This is a genomic window from Paraburkholderia phenazinium (genome assembly GCF_900141745.1).
In the GTDB taxonomy this organism is placed as follows: domain Bacteria; phylum Pseudomonadota; class Gammaproteobacteria; order Burkholderiales; family Burkholderiaceae; genus Paraburkholderia; species Paraburkholderia phenazinium_B.
Genome location: NZ_FSRM01000002.1, coordinates 129,382 through 147,991 on the forward strand (window position 1 = coordinate 129,382; position 18,610 = coordinate 147,991).

15 protein-coding genes are annotated in these 18,610 nt (G+C 60.2%); 7 read left to right on the plus strand and 8 right to left on the minus strand.

Going from position 1 to position 18,610, the window contains the following annotated elements; all coding sequences use genetic code 11:
* Positions 1-182: 182 nt before the first annotated feature.
* From BUS06_RS20690 to BUS06_RS20700, 3 genes are all read right to left on the minus strand, one after another.
* Positions 183-1,328 (minus strand): porin, encoded by a 1,146-nt coding sequence (locus BUS06_RS20690; protein WP_074266319.1) that lies wholly within the window; start codon positions 1,326-1,328, stop codon positions 183-185.
* 338 nt (positions 1,329-1,666) lie between these two features.
* Positions 1,667-1,978 carry a DUF4148 domain-containing protein gene (locus tag BUS06_RS20695; protein ID WP_074266320.1) on the minus strand — a complete coding sequence of 104 codons (312 nt, stop codon included), beginning with the start codon at positions 1,976-1,978 and terminating at the stop codon, positions 1,667-1,669.
* Between the two features lie 260 nt (positions 1,979-2,238).
* Positions 2,239-2,541 (minus strand): hypothetical protein, encoded by a 303-nt coding sequence (locus BUS06_RS20700; RefSeq protein WP_074266321.1) that lies wholly within the window; start codon positions 2,539-2,541, stop codon positions 2,239-2,241.
* Between the two features lie 365 nt (positions 2,542-2,906).
* On the opposite strand from BUS06_RS20700, the gene BUS06_RS20705 reads away from it, so the two are divergent.
* The 3 genes from BUS06_RS20705 (at position 2,907) to BUS06_RS20715 (ending at position 6,395) form a co-directional block, all read left to right on the plus strand.
* Positions 2,907-4,922 (plus strand): bifunctional DedA family/phosphatase PAP2 family protein, encoded by a 2,016-nt coding sequence (locus BUS06_RS20705; RefSeq protein ID WP_074266322.1) that lies wholly within the window; start codon positions 2,907-2,909, stop codon positions 4,920-4,922.
* Between the two features lie 111 nt (positions 4,923-5,033).
* Positions 5,034-6,080, plus strand: coding sequence for a VTT domain-containing protein (locus BUS06_RS20710; protein WP_074266323.1), 1,047 nt, complete (start codon positions 5,034-5,036; stop codon positions 6,078-6,080).
* Positions 6,081-6,191: 111 nt separating this feature from the next.
* Complete coding sequence (locus BUS06_RS20715; RefSeq protein WP_074266324.1) at positions 6,192-6,395, plus strand: cold-shock protein; 204 nt, start codon at positions 6,192-6,194, stop codon at positions 6,393-6,395.
* A 95-nt stretch (positions 6,396-6,490) separates the two neighbouring features.
* On the opposite strand, the gene BUS06_RS20720 is transcribed toward BUS06_RS20715, so the two are convergent.
* The gene (locus tag BUS06_RS20720) at positions 6,491-7,105 is read right to left on the minus strand and encodes an H-NS histone family protein (protein WP_074266325.1); all 615 of its coding nucleotides are present in this window, start codon (positions 7,103-7,105) and stop codon (positions 6,491-6,493) included.
* 261 nt (positions 7,106-7,366) lie between these two features.
* On the opposite strand from BUS06_RS20720, the gene BUS06_RS20725 reads away from it, so the two are divergent.
* On the plus strand, positions 7,367-8,656 hold the full coding sequence (locus BUS06_RS20725) for an Nramp family divalent metal transporter (protein ID WP_074266326.1): 1,290 nt from the start codon (positions 7,367-7,369) through the stop codon (positions 8,654-8,656).
* A 15-nt stretch (positions 8,657-8,671) separates the two neighbouring features.
* On the opposite strand, the gene BUS06_RS37160 is transcribed toward BUS06_RS20725, so the two are convergent.
* Positions 8,672-10,492, minus strand: a complete 1,821-nt coding sequence (locus tag BUS06_RS37160) for a bifunctional diguanylate cyclase/phosphodiesterase (RefSeq protein ID WP_167379412.1) — start codon at positions 10,490-10,492, stop codon at positions 8,672-8,674.
* A 507-nt stretch (positions 10,493-10,999) separates the two neighbouring features.
* Entirely contained in the window at positions 11,000-11,941 is a 942-nt protein-coding gene (locus tag BUS06_RS20740) for a LysR substrate-binding domain-containing protein (RefSeq protein ID WP_074266327.1), read from the minus strand.
* A gap of 392 nt (positions 11,942-12,333) precedes the next feature.
* On the opposite strand from BUS06_RS20740, the gene BUS06_RS20745 reads away from it, so the two are divergent.
* Positions 12,334-13,920 carry an inorganic phosphate transporter gene (locus tag BUS06_RS20745; protein ID WP_074266328.1) on the plus strand — a complete coding sequence of 529 codons (1,587 nt, stop codon included), beginning with the start codon at positions 12,334-12,336 and terminating at the stop codon, positions 13,918-13,920.
* Between the two features lie 109 nt (positions 13,921-14,029).
* Here the strand turns inward: BUS06_RS20745 and ppk2 are convergent, their stop codons facing one another.
* Positions 14,030-14,956, minus strand: coding sequence for a polyphosphate kinase 2 (gene ppk2, locus BUS06_RS20750; protein WP_074266329.1), 927 nt, complete (start codon positions 14,954-14,956; stop codon positions 14,030-14,032).
* A 307-nt stretch (positions 14,957-15,263) separates the two neighbouring features.
* Here ppk2 and BUS06_RS20755 point away from each other — a divergent pair, with 307 nt between their 5' ends.
* Both BUS06_RS20755 and BUS06_RS20760 read left to right on the plus strand, forming a co-directional pair.
* Positions 15,264-16,310 (plus strand): S1C family serine protease, encoded by a 1,047-nt coding sequence (locus tag BUS06_RS20755; RefSeq protein ID WP_074266330.1) that lies wholly within the window; start codon positions 15,264-15,266, stop codon positions 16,308-16,310.
* A gap of 129 nt (positions 16,311-16,439) precedes the next feature.
* Positions 16,440-16,709, plus strand: a complete 270-nt coding sequence (locus BUS06_RS20760) for a hypothetical protein (protein WP_074266331.1) — start codon at positions 16,440-16,442, stop codon at positions 16,707-16,709.
* A 95-nt stretch (positions 16,710-16,804) separates the two neighbouring features.
* On the opposite strand, the gene ggt is transcribed toward BUS06_RS20760, so the two are convergent.
* Positions 16,805-18,532, minus strand: coding sequence for a gamma-glutamyltransferase (gene ggt, locus BUS06_RS20765; protein WP_074266332.1), 1,728 nt, complete (start codon positions 18,530-18,532; stop codon positions 16,805-16,807).
* Positions 18,533-18,610 lie beyond the last annotated feature (78 nt).

Sequence of the window (18,610 nt, forward strand, 5' to 3'; positions counted from 1 at the left end):
CGTTTGTACACATTGCATGAAACATCAATGCAAATTCTTTACATTGAGCCAACTGCAGGCCATCAAATGACTCACGGGAGATTGCGTCGAAGGCCACCTAAGCACTAAATGGCGCAACAATGAAAAAGGCACACGCCGGAATCCGGCGTGTGCCTTTTATGCTGAAGCTAAGGTGAGACGTCTTAGAAGCGATGCGTCATCGCGATGCGATACACCATCTGGTTGCCGCTCGACGACTCGCTCGGCGATCCGAGAATGTTCGCATAATCAAAGTCCTGGCCGGTCTTGCCATCAGCATGCTGGTACGCCCCCTGCACGTAAACCGAAGTGCGTGCACTCAGATCGTAGTCGAGCATCAGCGATAGCTGGTTCCAGTTCGGATCCGAACTGCCCGTCACCGTTGAAACGTGCGCGCGCGTAAACGTATAGGCTGCGCCCAGCCAGAAGTCATGCGCAAAGAAGTACTGGCCGTTGAGTTCGATATTGTCGAACTTCCATGAGTTTTGTGTTCCGGGAGCCGGTTGCGTAACGAAGTATGCGTTGGAGGTCGGATTGTAGATATCGACGTGCGAATAGGCCAGCGAGACAATCGCCTTGTCGGCGAACTTGTACGAAAAGGCCGCATCGATGTTTTGCTGCGAGCTTCCAGTGAACACCACTGTCGCGCTCGGCGCCGCGCCACCGGCAGTCGCACCGCCGTTGTCGGTCTTCATATAAGCGGCAACTGCAGTGACCGGGCCCATCTGGTACTGCACCGCTGCGCTGTACACGCGATTGTCGGCGAACCCGCCCGCCTCGTTGCTAAAACCGTACAAGGCCTCGCCGGTGAAGCCCGCAACCGTGGGCGACACATACTTGACCGAGTTCTGGATACGGTAATCCCAGTCCGCGTTGTCGTTGTCGTACGGATGCGAACCAAGGTCGCCCTCCCAATTGCCGGCCGCCGTGAGAGCACTCCACATATCGACGGTCGGATCGTATTGACGGCCCATCGTGATGGTTCCGTACTGCGCCGACGACAGGCCAACGTAAGCCTGACGTCCGAACAGCAGACCGCCTTGCCCCATCGTGCCGGTGTTGGTATTGAAGCCGTTTTCCAAACGAAAGATTGCGCTCAGGCCGCCGCCAAGGTCTTCGCTGCCTTTCAGGCCAAAGCGGCTCCCGGCCGTGTCGCCGCTCACCATCTGGTAGCCACGGTTGCCCGCGGCGTTGGTGGTGAAATCGAAACCCTCATCGATGAGGCCATAAAGCGTGACACTGCTTTGAGCATGCGCGACATTACACAGCGCAAGTGCGGACAACAATCCGGCCAAACATGGTTTCTTCATTTGCCTTGTACCTGATGAGTGAGGTGAGAGAGTCTGTTTTTTCCTTTGCCCTTCTGCGCTCTGCGGCGCTGTCACTGCTGGTTGCGGCAGCAACATGAAAGTGCAAGCAAAGTTTAAGTAGCCACTTTTCTTGACGAGACGGCACTAAAGAAAGTCAGACTTTCAACAAACGCAAGTACGAAAGGCAGCCGCTCCATCGCCTTTGGTGGAGCGGTCTCGAGTTTCCTTTTTTGAAAAAAATGGCTCGTTTTAGGCGTGCAAGTGTCGTACGACTGCGACAACATCGGTCAAAACAAGCTTCCCGGCTATTGCCGGACACGGTCATGCGCTGCGGGTCACTATGGCGTCGCCGAGTATTGCGCGGTCGGTACACCATTTGAAGCCGTGCAATCCCGTCGATATTCCGCGTTCAGCTTCTTCTGGGCGGCCATGAGATCGGACGGATAGTAGTTGTCGTTAGCGCTCGGGTCATAGCCGACCGCTTCAAGCTCCGATAACTCGTTCATCAATTGCTTGTGCGTCACCTCGGTTTTGAGGCGCGTGAACGGATAGTCGTTGCATTGCTGCGGTGTCAGTCCGGGGGATGCCCAGCTAGCCGCGCTGACGGTCAGCAAAACCGCCGCCGCTATTGCCTTTTCGAAGTGTTTCATTTGTGCCCTCCAGGGTTAGAGCCATTGAGCAGGCCTAACGCGAGAAGGACGTTCTTACGTTGGCCTGCTAAACAAGGACCTGCAGGACAAAGTTAATCTTCCCAGCACGTAAACGCCGTTTCGCCAAGATGAAGAATGATTTAGTGTCAACACGTCTGGACATATGAAACATACATAAGGAAATTATTTATCAGTTATCCATATTAATAAGCACCGCTGCGAGCTGCGATTTCTTCGTTCGGCTATGGCAGGTCTGGACGTCATCGGCCGCGGAAAATGTTGCATTGCGGGCCGGTGACGCATCGCGGGCCGCCCGACTGTCCGTCGGAATCGACACTGCCGCCATATGATGAGTTAGTTATAGCGCGCGCCTGCGGCGTGCCGGGCTGCCCCGTTTCGCTATAGGGCATGTCTGTCGCATCTTGCGCGGTCTCGTTCGCGTTCTGCTCCAGGATCGCGCGCCCTCGCGCCTGCATGTCCGGGCGAATCTCCTGCCCGTTTGCTACGCTGGCCGCCAGCAGCAGCCCTGCGCCAGCCAACGGCAACACGATAAGTGTTTTCATCTCGACACTCCTTGCATCCTCAAGCGGGCTCGCAGCATGTCACCGTGGCCCGCTACCCGACTAACGACGCCTGTCGCCCTCCTCATTGCCGGAAGCGACAATGCAGTGCAACAAACGGGCGTCTGAAGTGGTGGATGCCGGTCCCAGACGCAGAGAATGCCCGCACCGCACCTCCGTTATAGGTCAAGTTCGCAAGACGTCAACGGACCGTCACGCCAGCGCACACTCCCGCAGTCCAAGGCCGTCACATTGTTTGTCGACCGCATGCTTCGGTGCGGCATGACATCTGCTGAGGTTATATTCTGATATGACACGTTTTCCCGTTCGCATTCATTCGTCATAGTGCTGGACCGCCGGAGAGGTAGATGGAGCAAGCGTATGTTCACCTGTTGCACCTGCTCGGCGGCCACGCGGGATGGACGTTGGCGGTGGTGTTCCTGGCGGCGTTTCTGGAGTCGGTCGCGGTCATCGGCACCTTCGTCCCCGGTAGCACGGCCATGTTTCTTGCCGGAGCGCTAGTCGGCACAGGTGCGCTCAACCTCGGCTGGCTGTTCGCGTGCGCGTTCGTCGGCGCCATCGCCGGCGACGGTCTTAGCTATTGGATCGGCCACCGCTACCGCAATACCCTCGTCCAACTCTGGCCGTTCCGCACGCATCCGCAGATCCTGCAGACCGGCCACCAGTATTTCACGCAGCACGGCGCACGCAGCGTGGTGTTTGCCCGTTTCATCGCACCGGTGCGCGCCATCGTGCCAGTCGTCGCAGGCATGCTGGGAATGAGCCCAACGCGCTTCTACGCGATGAACGCACTGTCTGCCGTATTGTGGGCACCTGCGCATATTCTGCCGGGGGTCGTGTTCGGCGCATCCCTGCAACTAGCCGGCGCCGTCTCGTTTCGTCTGGTTGCCGTCATCGCGATTCTCGCCGCCATCGGGTGGTTGAGCTTTCAGGCCATGCGCCACATCGTCTTGCGCGCGCGGGCATGGGCCAACGCATCGCGTCGCGAGCTGGTCGCATGGGCCCGTTGTCACAACGGACGTGCAGCAACTTTTCTGGTGCAGGTGCTGGACCCCCAGAGGCCGGCGATGGGTATCGTCGCCATCATCTCCGTACTGGTGCTGTTGTTCGCTGGGATATTCTTCGGCGTGTTTCAAGGCGTGTCCAATGGCGCCCCGCTGGTTCAGATCGACATGTCGGTGTATCGATTCCTGCAATCGATCCATTCTCCCTGGGCCGACTCGCTAATATCAGGCCTCGCCACGCTAGGCAGCCTTCCTACGCTGGGCGCCGTTGTGGCGACCGTTATCGTCTGGATGACATACGAACGGCGTTGGCTCGCCGTCGCCTACTGGTTGGCGGCAGTCGCCTTTTCGCAATTGCTGATCTTCGCCATCCAGTTGACGGTGCGGCAGGTGTCGCCCGTTTCCACCGGCTTCGAAGCGTATGCCTTCCCTAGCAATCACGTGGCGGCAAGCGCGATCGTCTACGGTTTTCTCGCCTTCCTGCTGTCACGTCGCGTCGGCAAAATCCAAGGGATCCTCGTGACGACGGTCAGCGCAGCGATCGTCGTGGCGGTAGCATTCGCAGGGCTCTACGTCGGGCGCTTCGCGTTTTCCGATGCGGTGGGCGGGGCGGCGTTCGCGGCGATCTGGGTCGCCGTCGTCGCATTGACCGCCGTGTGGCGCAACCCTGACATGCCCACTCCGCGCGAGTTTATGCCCGCTGTGATGTTGCTCGTGATCTGCGCCAGCGCGGCACCCCAGATAGGACTTCACCGTTTGAGCACCGCACCGCCCAGCGAACAGCACCCTCCTCTCGAGGTCGTCACCGAAGCGCAATGGACCGACACGCTCTGGAAAACTTTTGCCTGCTACCGCTCCGACATGACAGGCGACCGGCGCGAGCCGATCACCGTGCAATGGTCGGCCAACCGAGAGCAGATCGAATCGCAACTGGCCGACCGCGGCTGGATGGAGGGCACGCAACTCTCGGTGCGCTCCATCCTCTCGCTGGTGGCCCCCGACCCCGAGGCGACCGCGTTACCCGTTTTGCCAAAGCTCAACAACGGCGAGCCCTCGACACTTGTCTTTACCCGTGCCCGCGAAGCGCGCGACGAACGCGACGTCTTACGCTTCTGGCCCACCACGTATGCTGTGCAACGCAAAAGCGGTGGACCCTCCGCGCAGATCTGGCTAGGCTCGCTGGTCCATGAGCGGTTACGGCGCCCATCGTGGCCGTTCAATGTGCTACGCCCCGACCGGCAAATCGATCCGCTGATCGCCGTCGAAGGACCGAAAGGTCCATGGCGCGAACTTGAAGTCTCCAGCGACGCAGGATGCGAAGGCGTGCGCGTGACGCTGATCGATTCAAACGTAAAATAAAAGCGTGTTGACGCCTGCCCGGGCATCCGGCTTGCGCCTACAACATTCCACGAACGCGGATGCAGCAACGCTGCTGCTGCGCCCTCAGCCGTGACTTCAGGAGCCGCGCAATTGATAGAGTTTCCGCAATCGGAGATTTCGACGTGGGGTGGCGCGGTCGTCTTTCTAAACGTGTTTCTGACCCGTCTCGGCGTGCCTCTGCCCGCGGTGCCCGTCCTGCTCTTCGCCGGTACCGCGATCGCAAGCGGTGCCCTGTCGTTCTGGTACGTATTGCCGGCAGCGGTGCTCGGTGCGTTGCTCGGCGATGGTATCTGGTTCACGGCGGGACGCCTGTATGGCCAGCGGCTGATTAACGCGCTCTCGCGGCTATCGATGTCTGCTGGTGCACGCGTGCGGACTACGCGTTCCCTGTTTGAGCGCTTTGGCGCGCCGATTGTGTCGGTGTCCAAATTCATTCCGGGTCTTGCCCTCGCCACCCCGCCGTTGATGGGAACAACGCGTGTCGACCCAAAGATATTCGCCGCATGGGATCTGCTAGGCGCTGTGATATGGGCAACGTTCTGGCTGCTCGGCGGCGCCCTGTTCCAGAAGCAACTGGGTCTGTTCGTGCTCGCAGTCAGGGCACATGGCACCACAGTGATCGATCTGGTGCTGGCGGCGTCGCTCCTCTACTTCGTGCTTCGCTGCATCCAGCGCTGGCGCTTTAGACGCTGGCTCAAGCAGGTTCGGATTACCCAGGAACAGTTTGAGGCAACCCTGCATTCGGAGTCGCCGCCGATCATTCTGGACGCACGGCCGGAGTCCGCGGTGCAGGACGATACCCATCGCATTCCGGGCGCCCGGCGGCTCGACGCGACTTCGGCGGCCGACATCGAAGAGGCTTTACCGGGAAAGCACCGCGTGGTGTATTGCGTGTGTCAGGACGAGGACACAGCCATGCGCATCAGGTTGCATATGCGCCGTAAAGGGTTTACGCGGATTCGCGCGCTCAAGGGCGGGCTCGATTCCTGGGCACGCCGTGGCTACGCCTTCGACCCGTTTCCTTCACGAGCCAGCGCGGCCGCCCTGGCAGCACGGGTGGAGAGTTTGCGCTCGGAGACAGAGGCCGTCACGCTGCGCGGTGTCGCGCCAAGGCGAGAAAGTTCCGGTAAACCGTAGCCTCCCTGGTTGTGGATTGTCATTTTACTGTGGTACAAAGACGCGTCGCGCTCCGTCAACCGTGGCGGCACGACGCCAACACAACACGTCTTTTTTGGAAAACTCAGGAAAATGGCAACAGGTACAGTGAAGTGGTTTAACGATGCAAAGGGCTTTGGTTTCATTACGCCGGACGGCGGCGGCGAAGACCTGTTCGCGCATTTTTCTGAAGTCCAGGGAAGTGGCTTCAAATCGCTGCAGGAAAACCAGAAGGTCAGCTTCGAAGTGAAGCAAGGCCCGAAGGGCAAGCAAGCGGCTAACATCACGCCGCTGTAAGCAGCCGGAACTCGCGTTCCCGCAGAACATTGGCCCGCCTTGGCGGGCCAATGTCGTTTTCAGGCACGAACTGTTGAACGTATCAACAGACGTTGTTACGCAGCGACTGCGCTCGACGCAGCCTTTTTAGCTGCCGGCCGACCCCGTGACGCTTTCTTTGCCACCGGCTTTTTCACGCCTGCTTTCTTCTTCGCGGCGGATTTTGTCGCCGGGGCTTTCGCGGTCACGGCTTTCTTAGCTACGGTCTTCTTCGCGGCGGCTCGCTTGCCGGGCGCTTTCTTTGCGGCCGCTTTTTTCGCCGATACCTTCTTTGCCGCAGTCGTCGCTTTGCTAGCGCCGCTGCCGTTCAATGCGATCTCAGCTGCGCCGTCAATGAGGAAGCGGGTACGGTCCTTCACGTCCTTGATCCAGGCGGGCGGCCGTGCGTGACCGCTCCACGTTGCGCCGGTTTTAGGATCACGATACTTCGGTGGTAGCTTGCCCTTGGCGCCGGCGGCAGTCTTCGCAACGCCATTGGAAAGACGGCGCCCCGCTGCTTTAGCTTCACGCCTGGCCTTGGCACGGGCTTCGATATCCGCGGTCGTCAAGCCGTGCTTGATCATCAGTTCGCGGATCTGGTCAACGGCCGCTTGCGCGCGTTTGGCAAGCAAAGCTTCGGCTTGCGCCTGGAGTTTTTTCATACGCGCTTGAATCTGCTCGAGAGTGGCCATACTGCCTCCTTACGTGTGGACGATGGTCGCACTATGCCATGAGCACACAACAAAGCGCTATGGTTTCGCGCACAACGAGACAAGGCATTGCACTTATCGGCACTGCATCGCTCAAGAAATATCCGCTTGCCGGGCGTTCAACTGTTTCATTAATAGAACTGATCATAGGTCATTCCTATTCGTCCGCCCAAACCCGTGGCACGAATAATGCTGCCCAGCAAAGGGTAGCTGCGAACGAGCCGCCACCTTCAAGGAACCAACGTGCCCACTGAACCATTAGATCCAGAGCTTGTGGTCGAAGATGAGGCCGGCCGGTCGTGGACCAGGCGCCTGGGTCCGGGCCTCGTGACGGGCGCGGCCGACGACGACCCGAGCGGTATCGCAACGTACTCGCAGGCCGGCGCACAATTCGGCTTCGGTCTGCTGTGGACCATGCTGCTCACGTTCCCGCTGATGGTCGCGATTCAATCGATCAGCGCGCGCATGGGACGGGTTACCGGCCGCGGACTCGCCACCAATCTGCGCCGCCACTATCCTTCGCAGATCCTTTATGCCGCCGTGATGGTTCTGCTGATTGCCAATACGATCAATATTGCCGCCGACCTCGCGGCAATGGGTGCGGCAGCCAAACTCGTGCTCGGCGGTCCCGTGCCGGTTTACGTCGTTCTGCTGGGCACTTTTTCCCTTTTGCTACAGGTCTTTGTGCCATACGAGCGCTATGCCCGCATCCTTAAGTGGCTCACGCTCGTATTGCTTGCGTACGTTGCGATTGTGTTTGTCATTCCGGTCGACTGGAAGGCCGTTGGCCTAAGCATTGTCAAACCGCACATTCAGTTCTCCGGCCACTACCTGACCACCGTCGTTGCCGTGCTTGGCACCACGATCAGCCCTTATCTGTTTTTCTGGCAGGCCTCGCAGGAAGTAGAAGAGATTCGCTCCGAACCGGGGCAAGAGGCCTTGCTGCGCGCGCCGCAGCAGGCAGAGTCCCAACTCAGCCGCATCACCTTCGATACGTGGATTGGCATGGCGATGTCGAATGGCGTGGCGTTCTTCATCATTCTTGCCGCGGCGACGACCTTGCACGCACATCACATCCAGATCACCACTTCCGCCGACGCCGCAAGCGCTTTAAAACCGATTGCCGGTTCATTCGCATTCCTGCTGTTCAGCCTCGGCATTATCGGCACCGGCCTGCTCGCTCTTCCTGTGCTGGCGGGATCTGCGGCTTATGCCGCTGCCGGCACGATGAAGTGGCGTAACAGTCTGGCGCTACAGGTTAGCCTCGCCAAGCAGTTTTATGCGGTGATCGCGATCGCGATTCTCGGCGGCGTCATACTCACCTTTGTCAATTTCGATCCGATCGACGCGCTTTACTGGAGCGCCGTCGTGAACGGGCTAGCGGCGGTACCCATCATGGTGCTGGTTATGCTCATGTCGGCGCGCCGGGACATCATGGGCGAGTTTATCGTGACCGGTCTGTTGCGCTGGGTGGGATGGATCGCGACTGCGGTGATGGCGTTAGCGGCACTGGGAATGTTCTGGCCGACGTAACTCTTTAGACAAATATCAGGCAAGCGACCCGAGACCTGCGTCGTCGCTCTCGGACACGTAGATCTGATTGCGGCCTCGCCGTTTGGCAACGTATAAGGCACGGTCTGCTGCCGCCACCAGACCACTCGCGTCGCGACCCTCGCGCGGCTGTTGTGCTGCGACGCCCAGGCTCACGGTCACTACCCCAGCGGGACTCGCCAGGTGCGGCACCTGCAACCCTTCAACCGCCAGACGGATACGCTCGGCGACCCGCCGTGCACCGTGCAGATCGGTGTCCTTAAGGACCAGCGCGAATTCTTCACCGCCATAGCGGGCCACGATATCCGAGGGACGCCGCGCCGACAGGGCAATCGCCTGCGCGATCGTCCGCAGACAGTCGTCGCCGCGCTGATGACCGTAGTGGTCGTTAAAACTCTTATAGGCGTCGATATCGATCATCACGACTGCCATAAAACTGGCGTCATTGGCCTCCGCGAGGTGCCGCCATTGATGCTCCAGTTCGCGGTCGAAATGCCGGCGGTTAAAGAGCCCCGTTAAACCATCGCGATAGGCTAGCCCCTGCAGTTCAAGACGTTCTTCGGCAAGACGTTGTTCGGCAGCTTTGCGTGCGGTGATGTCACGAGCCGTCGCCGTCAGCGTTTCAGGCTGCCCGGAAAACGGATCGATCACCGGACGAAGGTACGTTTCGAGCCACAGGATCTGGCCGTCGGGTCGTCTGAAGCGGCTCACCTGCGACACCTCGCTCGCGCCGGCGGCCAGCTTTTCGATAGCCGTAGCCAGCGCGTCGCGGTCGTCGGCAATCACCAGATCGGGAAAGTATTCACCAATCAGCTCGTCAGGATCGCGACGCATGACCGTTTGAGCTCGCGGCGAAACATACGTTAGACGGCCATCGAGCGTCACGCTCATAACGATGTCGGTCGCGTTCTCCGCAAGGATCCGGTAGCGCCGCTCGCCTTCGCGCAACAGCCCTACCAGACGGCTGCGCGAAACCTGAGTCGCGCTGATCGGCAGCGCAATGCCTAACGCAGCCAGCAAAAACAGTTGCAGCGAAAAGATGCGCGCTTCCATGTTCGCATACGGATACATCCAGAGCGGTCCGATGCCGTGCATGGTGAACGCCACCGCAATGGCAAGACACAGCATCAGGCCGACCATGACGCTAGCGAGGTCCGCCTGAAATGCCAGCAGCATGATTGGCAGCAACGCCCAGTAGAGCAAAGGGAACTGGTTTTGTGCAAAGACGCCGGTCGTTACCGCGCAAACCAGCAGGAGCAGTCCCAAGGTCTTTAGACCCCGCTCCCCACGCAACAGATGGGCACCCTCGCCGCTCCAGAGCACGAGCGCGCCAGGCGTAAAGATAGCCAGACTGAGTGCGTCCGAAACGAACCAGTTAGCGAAATTGGGCAGCAGATTGCCGCTCAGTTGCCCACGCAACAGCACGCTTGCCAGCACACCGGACGCGAGCGGCGCAAGTATCACGCCGCCGGCGATGAATCTGACGAGCGCTTTAGGCCGCAGCAGTTCGGCGATCGAAGTCACGCGTGGCGCAAAGCTAAAGGCAATCAGCACCTCGAGCGTATCGGCAAACGTGTAAGAGAGGGATACCGCAAGGCTCTCGCCAAGCAGATTGGCCGCCATATTGCCTGCTATGCCGCCGGCAAGCACCCAGTAGCGCTGGGCCGGCGCGGCCACCATCATCTGGCCCAGTAACAGCGCATTCGCAAGCCAGATAGCCGCAATTTCGCCTGCCATGCTTTTGAGTGCGCCACTCAGCATACAGGTGAGCATCGTCACCGCGAACGCAAGCAGCGTGGCGCGCAGTGTTGCGCTCACTCTTTGCCGACGTGTTGCATCCGGAAATCCCGGCGATTCTCCTGCTGGTTCTTCGCTTGACTGCCCCATACGCTTGCTCTCAGTTCTTCTTGTTGGCGTAGGCTCGCACGGAACTTCCAGCCGTTCCCCGTCGCGCGGCCTTACCTTGTTCTTCAAGACGATCTTGCGATTCGTCCCCGCGGAGCCAGTGTATAGAGATTCGCGCGAATCCGGGGCGGGTGCCTTGGGCTGAACGTGCAGAACACCGCAGAACGCGAGCTTTTAAGCGCAATGCTTAACTTACAGGAGCTTAATCAACCCGCTCGGACGACTTGAAGGGTGCCGGTTAGCGCGATTTTATGGAGAACGCATTGTTCGCAGGCCTAAGCCGTTGGCCCAATCTTATGCGTGGTGGGTAGCCACCAGGCGTGGGCGAACAAAGCGAACAGGGCAGCCAAGGCGGCTAAAGCCCGCTAATGCGGCGTGGGCGACGCTCTCCATTAAAGATCGCCGTTGTTACATCGCGGCTTAATGTCCGCTGGCCAGCCGGTCCGGCGACGATGCCGACGGCTCCTGATTGCGTGCGGTAGACCACATTTCGTGCTGCAGCCAGTCGCGAAACAAGGCCAGTTGCGGTAAGTCGTCCTGCTCGGGGCGTGTCACCAGCCAGTACGACTGGTGGCCATCGACGTGCACGTTCAGCACTTGCACGAGTTCGCCGTTTGCGAGTTCGCGCGCGATCATATGGCGGTCGGCGATCGTGATGCCAAGACCGTCGACGGCCGCGCGAATCGCCAGGTCGAGCAGATCGAATTCGTAGCCACCGGTCGTATCGACGCCGACAATTCCCGCTGCTTTTAGCCAGTGCTGCCAGGTCAGATAGCGTTGCTCGTCGCTCGCCAGCACGTGCAGCAACGTGAACTGATTCAGGTCGATGCCCTGCGGTCCTGCATGCCGCGCGAGCAGCGCCGGCGAGCAAACCGCAATATGCCGCTCGCTCATCAGCAAGCGATTGTCGAAGCCCTCCCATTCACCGTCACCGAAACGGATGGCACAATCGAGCACGCCCGATTCGGCAAGCTTGTCCTCGACGCGCGTCGACAGACTCAGTTCGAGCTCCGGATGTTCGTCGCGCAGGCGTCCCAGACGCGGCATCAGCCAGCGGCTGGTAAAGGTGGGCGGCGCATTGATACGCAAACGGTTAAGGTGGGTCTTTTCCTGAATGCTGCGCACGGTCAGTTCGATCTTGTCGAACGATTGCTGCAGCGCTTGCAGCAACAGGCGCCCCGCCGCCGACAGCTCAAGATGGTGATGGCGGCGTTGCAGCAGGGATTCCCCGAGTTGCTCTTCCAGTTGACGCACTTGCCGGCTAACCGCGCTCTGCGTGACATTCAACAGTTCGGCGGCACGTGTGAAGCTGCCGGTGCGGCCAGCCACTTCAAAGGCTTTGAGCGCATTGAGCGCGGGCATTTTTCGTTTCAAGGGCGTCTCTGATCGGATGCGGCAAAGCGGAGTGACATTTTACGCGCTCGCCACGCTGGTCCTTTCGCCGCCCACGAGTGCGAAGAGATGCCGGCCACCGCACGCAACATTCAACCGTTCAATGGACAGACAAATTACTTCGTATGACGAATTGATTTGAAAAGGCACGCTTGCTCGTCCGCCAGGCGCCAGAATTTGTGTCGCAAATCGAAATAGTAGTTGAATTCCGTATGCGATTTTCCGATGGGGCCGCCTTACCAGGTAAGGCTTACGCCCTTTCGTTGCTTTCAAAGGGTCCGAAAGACACATCTCTGTCATAAACACGACATATTCGTAAACCAGCATGAAACGTTGACGCGACTACTTTTTGGGGCAACGCCATGCCGGAACTGTCTTACCCGCAAACGCCTGCCACGGGCGGCCGAAACCGCAACATTGGTATGATCATTTTCCTGATCGTGATCGCGATTGGTGCGGTGTACTGTGCCGCCCATCTGGTCAGCGATCTGCAGTCGGTTCAATCGCTCAGCTTTCTGCCTTACCTGTTGCTTGGCGTCGCGTTGCTGATCGCGCTCGGTTTTGAGTTCGTCAACGGCTTTCACGATACCGCGAACGCCGTCGCCACCGTCATCTACACCCATTCGCTTGCGCCGAATTTCGCGGTGATCTGGTCGGGCACGTGGAATTTCCTCGGCGTCCTGACATCGACCGGCGCAGTCGCCTTCGGCGTGCTGCAGCTTCTGCCCGTCGAACTGATCCTGCAGGTCGGCAGCAGCGCGGGTTTCGCAATGGTGTTCGCACTGCTGATCGCGGCGATCATCTGGAACCTCGGGACGTGGTTCTTCGGCTTGCCCTCATCGAGCTCGCACACGCTGGTGGGATCGATCATCGGCGTCGGCCTGATGAACCAGCTGATGCACGGCTCCAGCGGCACGAGCGGCGTGGACTGGAACCAGGCGTTGGGCGTCGGCAAGTCGCTGGTGTTCTCGCCTATCGTCGGTTTCCTGCTGTCGGGATTGCTGCTGATGGTCCTGAAAGCGGTCGTACGTGTGCCGGCCCTGTACGCCGAACCGAAGGGCAACGAGCCGCCGCCGTTCTGGATTCGCTGCCTGCTCATTCTGACCTGCACGGGCGTCTCGTTCGCGCACGGGTCGAATGACGGCCAGAAAGGCATGGGCCTCATCATGCTGATCCTGATCGGTACGGTGCCGACCGCCTACGCCTTGAACAAGGCCGTGACGCCTGCGGAAACGCAAACCTTCGTCGCCGTGTCGCAACAGGCCGCCGCGACGTTCGGCAAATACACCAATGGCGCACCGCCGTCGGCCCATCCGCGCGCCGACGTCGAAGCGTATGTGCAGACGCATAAATTGACGCCGGAGACGCTGCCTGCGCTCCAGCAGCTGACCACGCAGATTGGCCAGCAGGTTGGCACGTCCGGCTCGATGGCAGCGGTGCCGCAGGATGTCGTCGACAACGTGCGCAACAACATGTACGTCGTCTCCGAAGCGGTTCGCCTGATGGACAAGGCCAAGCAGCCCGACTTTGCCGCAGACGACGACAAGGTGATCGACAACTTCAAGAAGCAGATCGATCGCGCCACCAAATTTATCCCGACCTGGGTCAAGGTCGCAGTAGCGATCGCGCTCGGCCTGGGGACGATGGTGGGCTGGAAGCGCATTGTCGTGACGGTCGGCGAAAAAATCGGCAAGCAGCATCTGACCTATGGGCAAGGCGCGTCGGCGGAACTGGTGGCGATGCTGACGATTGGAGCGGCTGACGTCTACGGTCTGCCGGTGTCGACGACCCACGTGCTGTCGTCAGGCGTGGCCGGCACGATGGCAGCCAACGGTTCCGGCCTGCAATGGAGCACCGTGCGCAGCCTGCTGTTGGCATGGGTGCTGACGCTGCCGGTTTCGATCGCGCTGGCAGCGGGCTTGTATTGGGTGTTCCTGCACGTGTTCTGAAGCTTCAGCGGACGGGGTTGTGGCGGCACGACAGGCCGCCCATCCCGTCAGCCATAAAAAAGCGCGGCTCGTGAGCCGCGCTTTTTTTGTCACATCGATCCACTCAAACTCAATACAGTTCCGGCACGATCATATTGGCCGGCACTGGCTGACGGATGTACTCGCTGTTGTGTACACGCTCCGGCAGGTTGATCGTCGGATGCTCGATCTCGTGGTACGGCACCTGACTCAGCAAATGGTGAATGCAGTTCAGACGCGCGCGCTTCTTGTCGACGGCCTGCACGACCCACCATGGCGCTTCGGGAATATGCGAACGCTGCAGCATCACTTCCTTCGCGTGCGTATAAGCCTCCCAGCGGCGGCGGCTTTCCAGGTCCATCGGGCTCAGCTTCCACTGCTTGAGCGGATCGTGGATGCGGGTCTGAAAGCGGATTTCCTGCTCTTCGTCGGTGATCGAAAACCAGTACTTGATAATCTGCACGCCGCTGCGCACCAGCATCTTCTCGAACTCCGGCACCGAGCGGAAAAACTCCTCGTACTCTTCGTCGGTACAGAAGTTCATCACGCGCTCGACACCCGCCCGGTTGTACCAGCTGCGGTCAAACAGCACCATCTCGCCGCCAGCCGGCAGATGGGTTGCATAGCGCTGAAAATACCACTGCGTGCGCTCGCGATTGTTCGGCGCCGGTAGTGCCGCAACCCGGCACACGCGCGGGTTCAGGCGCTGCGTGATGCGCTTGATCGCGCCACCCTTGCCTGCCGCATCGCGTCCCTCGAAAATCACTACCAGACGGTGCCCCGTCGCGACGATCCAGTCCTGCAGTTTGACCAGCTCCCCTTGCAGACGGAACAGCTCGCGGAAGTAATGCTTACGCGCCTCGCGATGCTCGGGTGAGAAGCCCGCTTCGCCGTCGCCGATGCGGTCGTCTACCTCCATCTCGAGCTCTTCGTCGTACGCGTCGATGAGATCCTCTTCAAAACGGCGCTGCCGTTCTGCCATCGATGCCGTATCGGCGCTGGGATCCTGCTCTTTCATCGCGACTCTCCTGAAACGGGGAATAGGTAGGCGCACCGCGCGAACCGCTGCGGCAACCGCCCGATTATCGAGTACCGAGGTGTCACTGTTATTACTGGGGCGACATGCGTAGCGCCTGAAGGGCCGCCACGGATGATTTCCGCTCATCCGGACACCGATCTGCGCGCGAACCGTCGTATGCGAACCATGATAACCAGTTTGGCCACCTTTAAATTGGCCTACGGCCAGTTTCTCACGCCCTTTCCCGTGCCTTGAAAACCGGCAGACAGCCCTGCAGTTACGCTCCCGCCTTGTCCGGAGCTTCACCATGGGAAGCCGTCCCCGTTTTATCGACGACCTGTCGCGCGCGGCGTCTGAGCCCGTTGCGCCTGGCGGGTCCACTGGCCCGTCCGCGCTATCCGACGACGCCCTGCTCGACGCCTACTCGCGCACCGTGATCGGCGCGCTGGAGCGCGTCCAGCAGGCAGTCGTCTTCATTTCCGTCGAACACCGAACCCCCGCCAACCCCGGTGGCCGCGGCACACGCGGCGGCACCGGCTCGGGCTTTCTGTTCACACCTGACGGCTACCTGCTGACCAATAGTCATGTCGTGCACGGCGCCGCGCAGATCCGCGTGACCCTCGCGGACGGCAGCCAGTTCGACGCCGATCTGGTCGGCGACGACCCCGGCAGCGACCTCGCCGTGCTGCGGATCGGCTCGGCCGAACCGTTGCCGCACGTCGAACTCGGCGAATCCGGGCGGCTGCGGGTCGGTCAGATTGCGATCGCGGTCGGCAACCCGCTCGGCCTCCAGCAGACCGTCACGACCGGCGTGGTGTCCGCCCTCGGCCGCTCGCTGCGCTCGAACTCGGGCCGCATGATCTACGACGTGATCCAGACCGACGCGGCCTTGAATCCCGGCAATTCGGGCGGTCCGTTGATCAACTCGGCGGGTCAGGTGATCGGCGTGAACACGGCCATCATCCCCGGTGCTCAGGCCATCTGCTTTGCCACCGCAATCGACACCGCCAAGTGGGTCATCATGCAGATCTTCGCCCATGGCCGCGTGCGCCGTGCGTATATCGGCGTAGCGGGCACCACGACGCCGCTGTCGCGGCGTGTACAGCGCTACTTTGGATTGAACTCGGAGACCGGCGTGCGGGTGATGGAAATCGTCAAGGCGAGCCCGGCCGCGCTCGGTGGACTGCGCACGGACGACACGATCGTCGCGATCGATGCGCTGCCCGTCGACGGGGTCGATAGCCTGCAACGGGTGCTGGATGCGTCGCGCATCGACCGTCCGGTCAATATGACGGTGTTGCGCGGCGCGCAGCGGCTCGAGCTGACGCTGACGCCGGTCGAACAGACGAGTTGAGATTGATGCGAAGAAACGCACCAGTGTCACGGCGATTTTCTATACTGAGGGAACCGACCCTCGAGCGCATTCAAACTGCATGGGATCGGCGCAGGTGCTTTAGCGCCAACGCCGACACAGGAGAGCGATGTGACAAGCAACTATCAGGTGCGAGTCACGCGGAACACCGCCGACTACGACGACTCCGGCGTGCCGCGTGTGACGAAAACGCCAGCGCGCGTTGAAATTGCCGCATCGCGACGCGAACTGGTGTTTGCCGATCGCGACGCCCTGCAGCAATTTATCGACGCCTGCGTCAAAGCCCGCGAAGAGGCATTCGGCGTCACGTCGAACTCAGCCCTCTCGGAGGCCGATAAGGCCGCCTGGGCGCGCTTCCTCGGGCGGTTTACGGAGTTGTAAGCGCATCGCGCGTCGACTGCTCGAGCCGTCTCGTGCTGCACTGCATGGCGGCGGTGCAGTGCTGAATGCGCGCCCGCCGCCGCCATTTCAAACGCTCACTGAACCACTCGCGTCACACCGCGGCCACGCGGATCGGCAGCCGGCTCCGGCGTATCGCCATTGACCTTGATGACCTGGATATCGCCGCTGAAATCCTGGCCTTTCAACACGTAACCCTTCGCCTCGATCTGCTGCGCGAGATCGCCGGTGATCGGCTTGTACGGCTCCCAGAAGATCGTGTTAGGCGGCAACAACTGGTGATGAAAGCGCATCGCGGCGACTGCGTCGGGCAACGGCATGTTGAAGTCGTAGACGTTGTTGATCACCTGGAAAATCGACGTGAAGATGCGCGAGCCACCCGGCGTGCCGATCACCAGCGACACCTTGCCGTCCTTCGTCAGGATAGTCGGCGTCATCGACGAAAGCGGACGCTTCTTCGGCGCGATCGCATTCGCATCGCTGCCCACCACGCCAAACTGGTTCGCCACCCCCGGCTTGGCGGAGAAGTCGTCCATTTCATCGTTGAGCACGATCCCTGTGCCGTCCACCACGACGCCCGAGCCGAAATAGCCATTGAGCGTATAGGTGTTCGACACCGCGTTACCCCACTTGTCGATCACCGAGAAATGCGTGGTCTCGGCCTTTTCCGGCATCGAGGTGCCGAGTCCTGGCTGCACACTCTTTGTGTCCGATGGAGTCGTGGGGTTAACGTCGGCGGCGCGTTTGGCAAGGTACGCATCGTCGATCAACTGCGCCACCGGAACCTTGTAGAAATCAGGGTCGCCCATGTACTGGGCACGGTCGGCAAATACACGCTTTTCGATTTCCGCAATCAGGTGCACATACTGCGCCGAGTTGAGCGGCACGTCCTTGAAGTCAGGTGCGATATCCGCCTTCATCTTTAGCAATTGCACGAGACCGACACCGCCTGAGCTCGGCGGCGGCGCGGTGATCACGTGATAGCCATTCCAGTCGGCCTGAACCGGCTCACGCCAGATGGCCTTGTACTCATGCAGATCCTCTTTCGTGATCAAGCCATGGCCGCGCATGGATGTGGCGATCAGGTCGGCGGTCTTGCCATCGTAGAAGTCTTTGGCACCCTGATTGGCAATACGCGTCAGCACGGCGGCAAGGTCCGCCTGCTTGAAGTTGACGCCCTGCTTGAGATTACCAAAGTAGGTATCGAAGTTGGTCTTGCCTGCAAACTCTTTAGCGGCATCGTCACGACGCTGCTGCAACTGTTCGCTCACTTCGAAGCCGTCTGTAGCGTACTTGATGGCCGGAGCCAGCACCTGCTTCCACTTCAGCTTGCCGAAACGGCGCTGCGCTTCCCACATGCCTTCGACCGTGCCCGGCACACCCACCGCGCGATAACCGAAAAGGCTCATGCCTTTGACGACCTCGCCCTTGTCGTCGAGATACATATTGCGTGTGGCCGCAAGCGGCGCCTTCTCCCGATAGTCGAGAAAGTACGGTTTGCCGTTGACATACAGCGTCATAAAACCACCACCGCCAATGTTGCCAGCTTCCGGATACGTCACGGCAAGCGTAAAGGCAATCGCCACGGCGGCGTCGACGGCATTGCCGCCTTCCTTGAAGATCTGCTCAGCGGCATCGGCGCTGAACTTGTCTGCCACGGCAACGGCCGAAGCGTCGAGAACTGCGGGTTGCTGATCCGAAGTCTTCGCGTACGCCGGCACCGCTTCGAGGAACCCGCTCGATACGGTAAGGAATGCTGCTAACGCAAATGCGCAAGCAGACAACTTTACTTTACCCGATGACATTCACCGCCCTCCATGACAAATTCCCTGATCGGAACAAACGTTTGCCTTGGGCTTATAGCATGAGGAGGGCGGTTTTGC

Excerpts from the sequence above, each read along its gene's own strand:
- BUS06_RS20740 (WP_074266327.1), bottom strand. The coding sequence starts at position 11,941 with ATGCCCGCGCTCAATGCGCTCAAAGCCTTTGAAGTGGCTGGCCGCACC.
- BUS06_RS20755 (WP_074266330.1), top strand. The coding sequence starts at position 15,264 with ATGGGAAGCCGTCCCCGTTTTATCGACGACCTGTCGCGCGCGGCGTCT.
- BUS06_RS20715 (WP_074266324.1), top strand. The coding sequence starts at position 6,192 with ATGGCAACAGGTACAGTGAAGTGGTTTAACGATGCAAAGGGCTTTGGT.
- ggt (WP_074266332.1), bottom strand. The coding sequence starts at position 18,532 with ATGTCATCGGGTAAAGTAAAGTTGTCTGCTTGCGCATTTGCGTTAGCA.
- BUS06_RS20745 (WP_074266328.1), top strand. The coding sequence starts at position 12,334 with ATGCCGGAACTGTCTTACCCGCAAACGCCTGCCACGGGCGGCCGAAAC.
- ppk2 (WP_074266329.1), bottom strand. The coding sequence starts at position 14,956 with ATGAAAGAGCAGGATCCCAGCGCCGATACGGCATCGATGGCAGAACGG.
- BUS06_RS20695 (WP_074266320.1), bottom strand. The coding sequence starts at position 1,978 with ATGAAACACTTCGAAAAGGCAATAGCGGCGGCGGTTTTGCTGACCGTC.
- BUS06_RS20700 (WP_074266321.1), bottom strand. The coding sequence starts at position 2,541 with ATGAAAACACTTATCGTGTTGCCGTTGGCTGGCGCAGGGCTGCTGCTG.
- BUS06_RS20690 (WP_074266319.1), bottom strand. The coding sequence starts at position 1,328 with ATGAAGAAACCATGTTTGGCCGGATTGTTGTCCGCACTTGCGCTGTGT.
- BUS06_RS20705 (WP_074266322.1), top strand. The coding sequence starts at position 2,907 with ATGGAGCAAGCGTATGTTCACCTGTTGCACCTGCTCGGCGGCCACGCG.
- BUS06_RS20720 (WP_074266325.1), bottom strand. The coding sequence starts at position 7,105 with ATGGCCACTCTCGAGCAGATTCAAGCGCGTATGAAAAAACTCCAGGCG.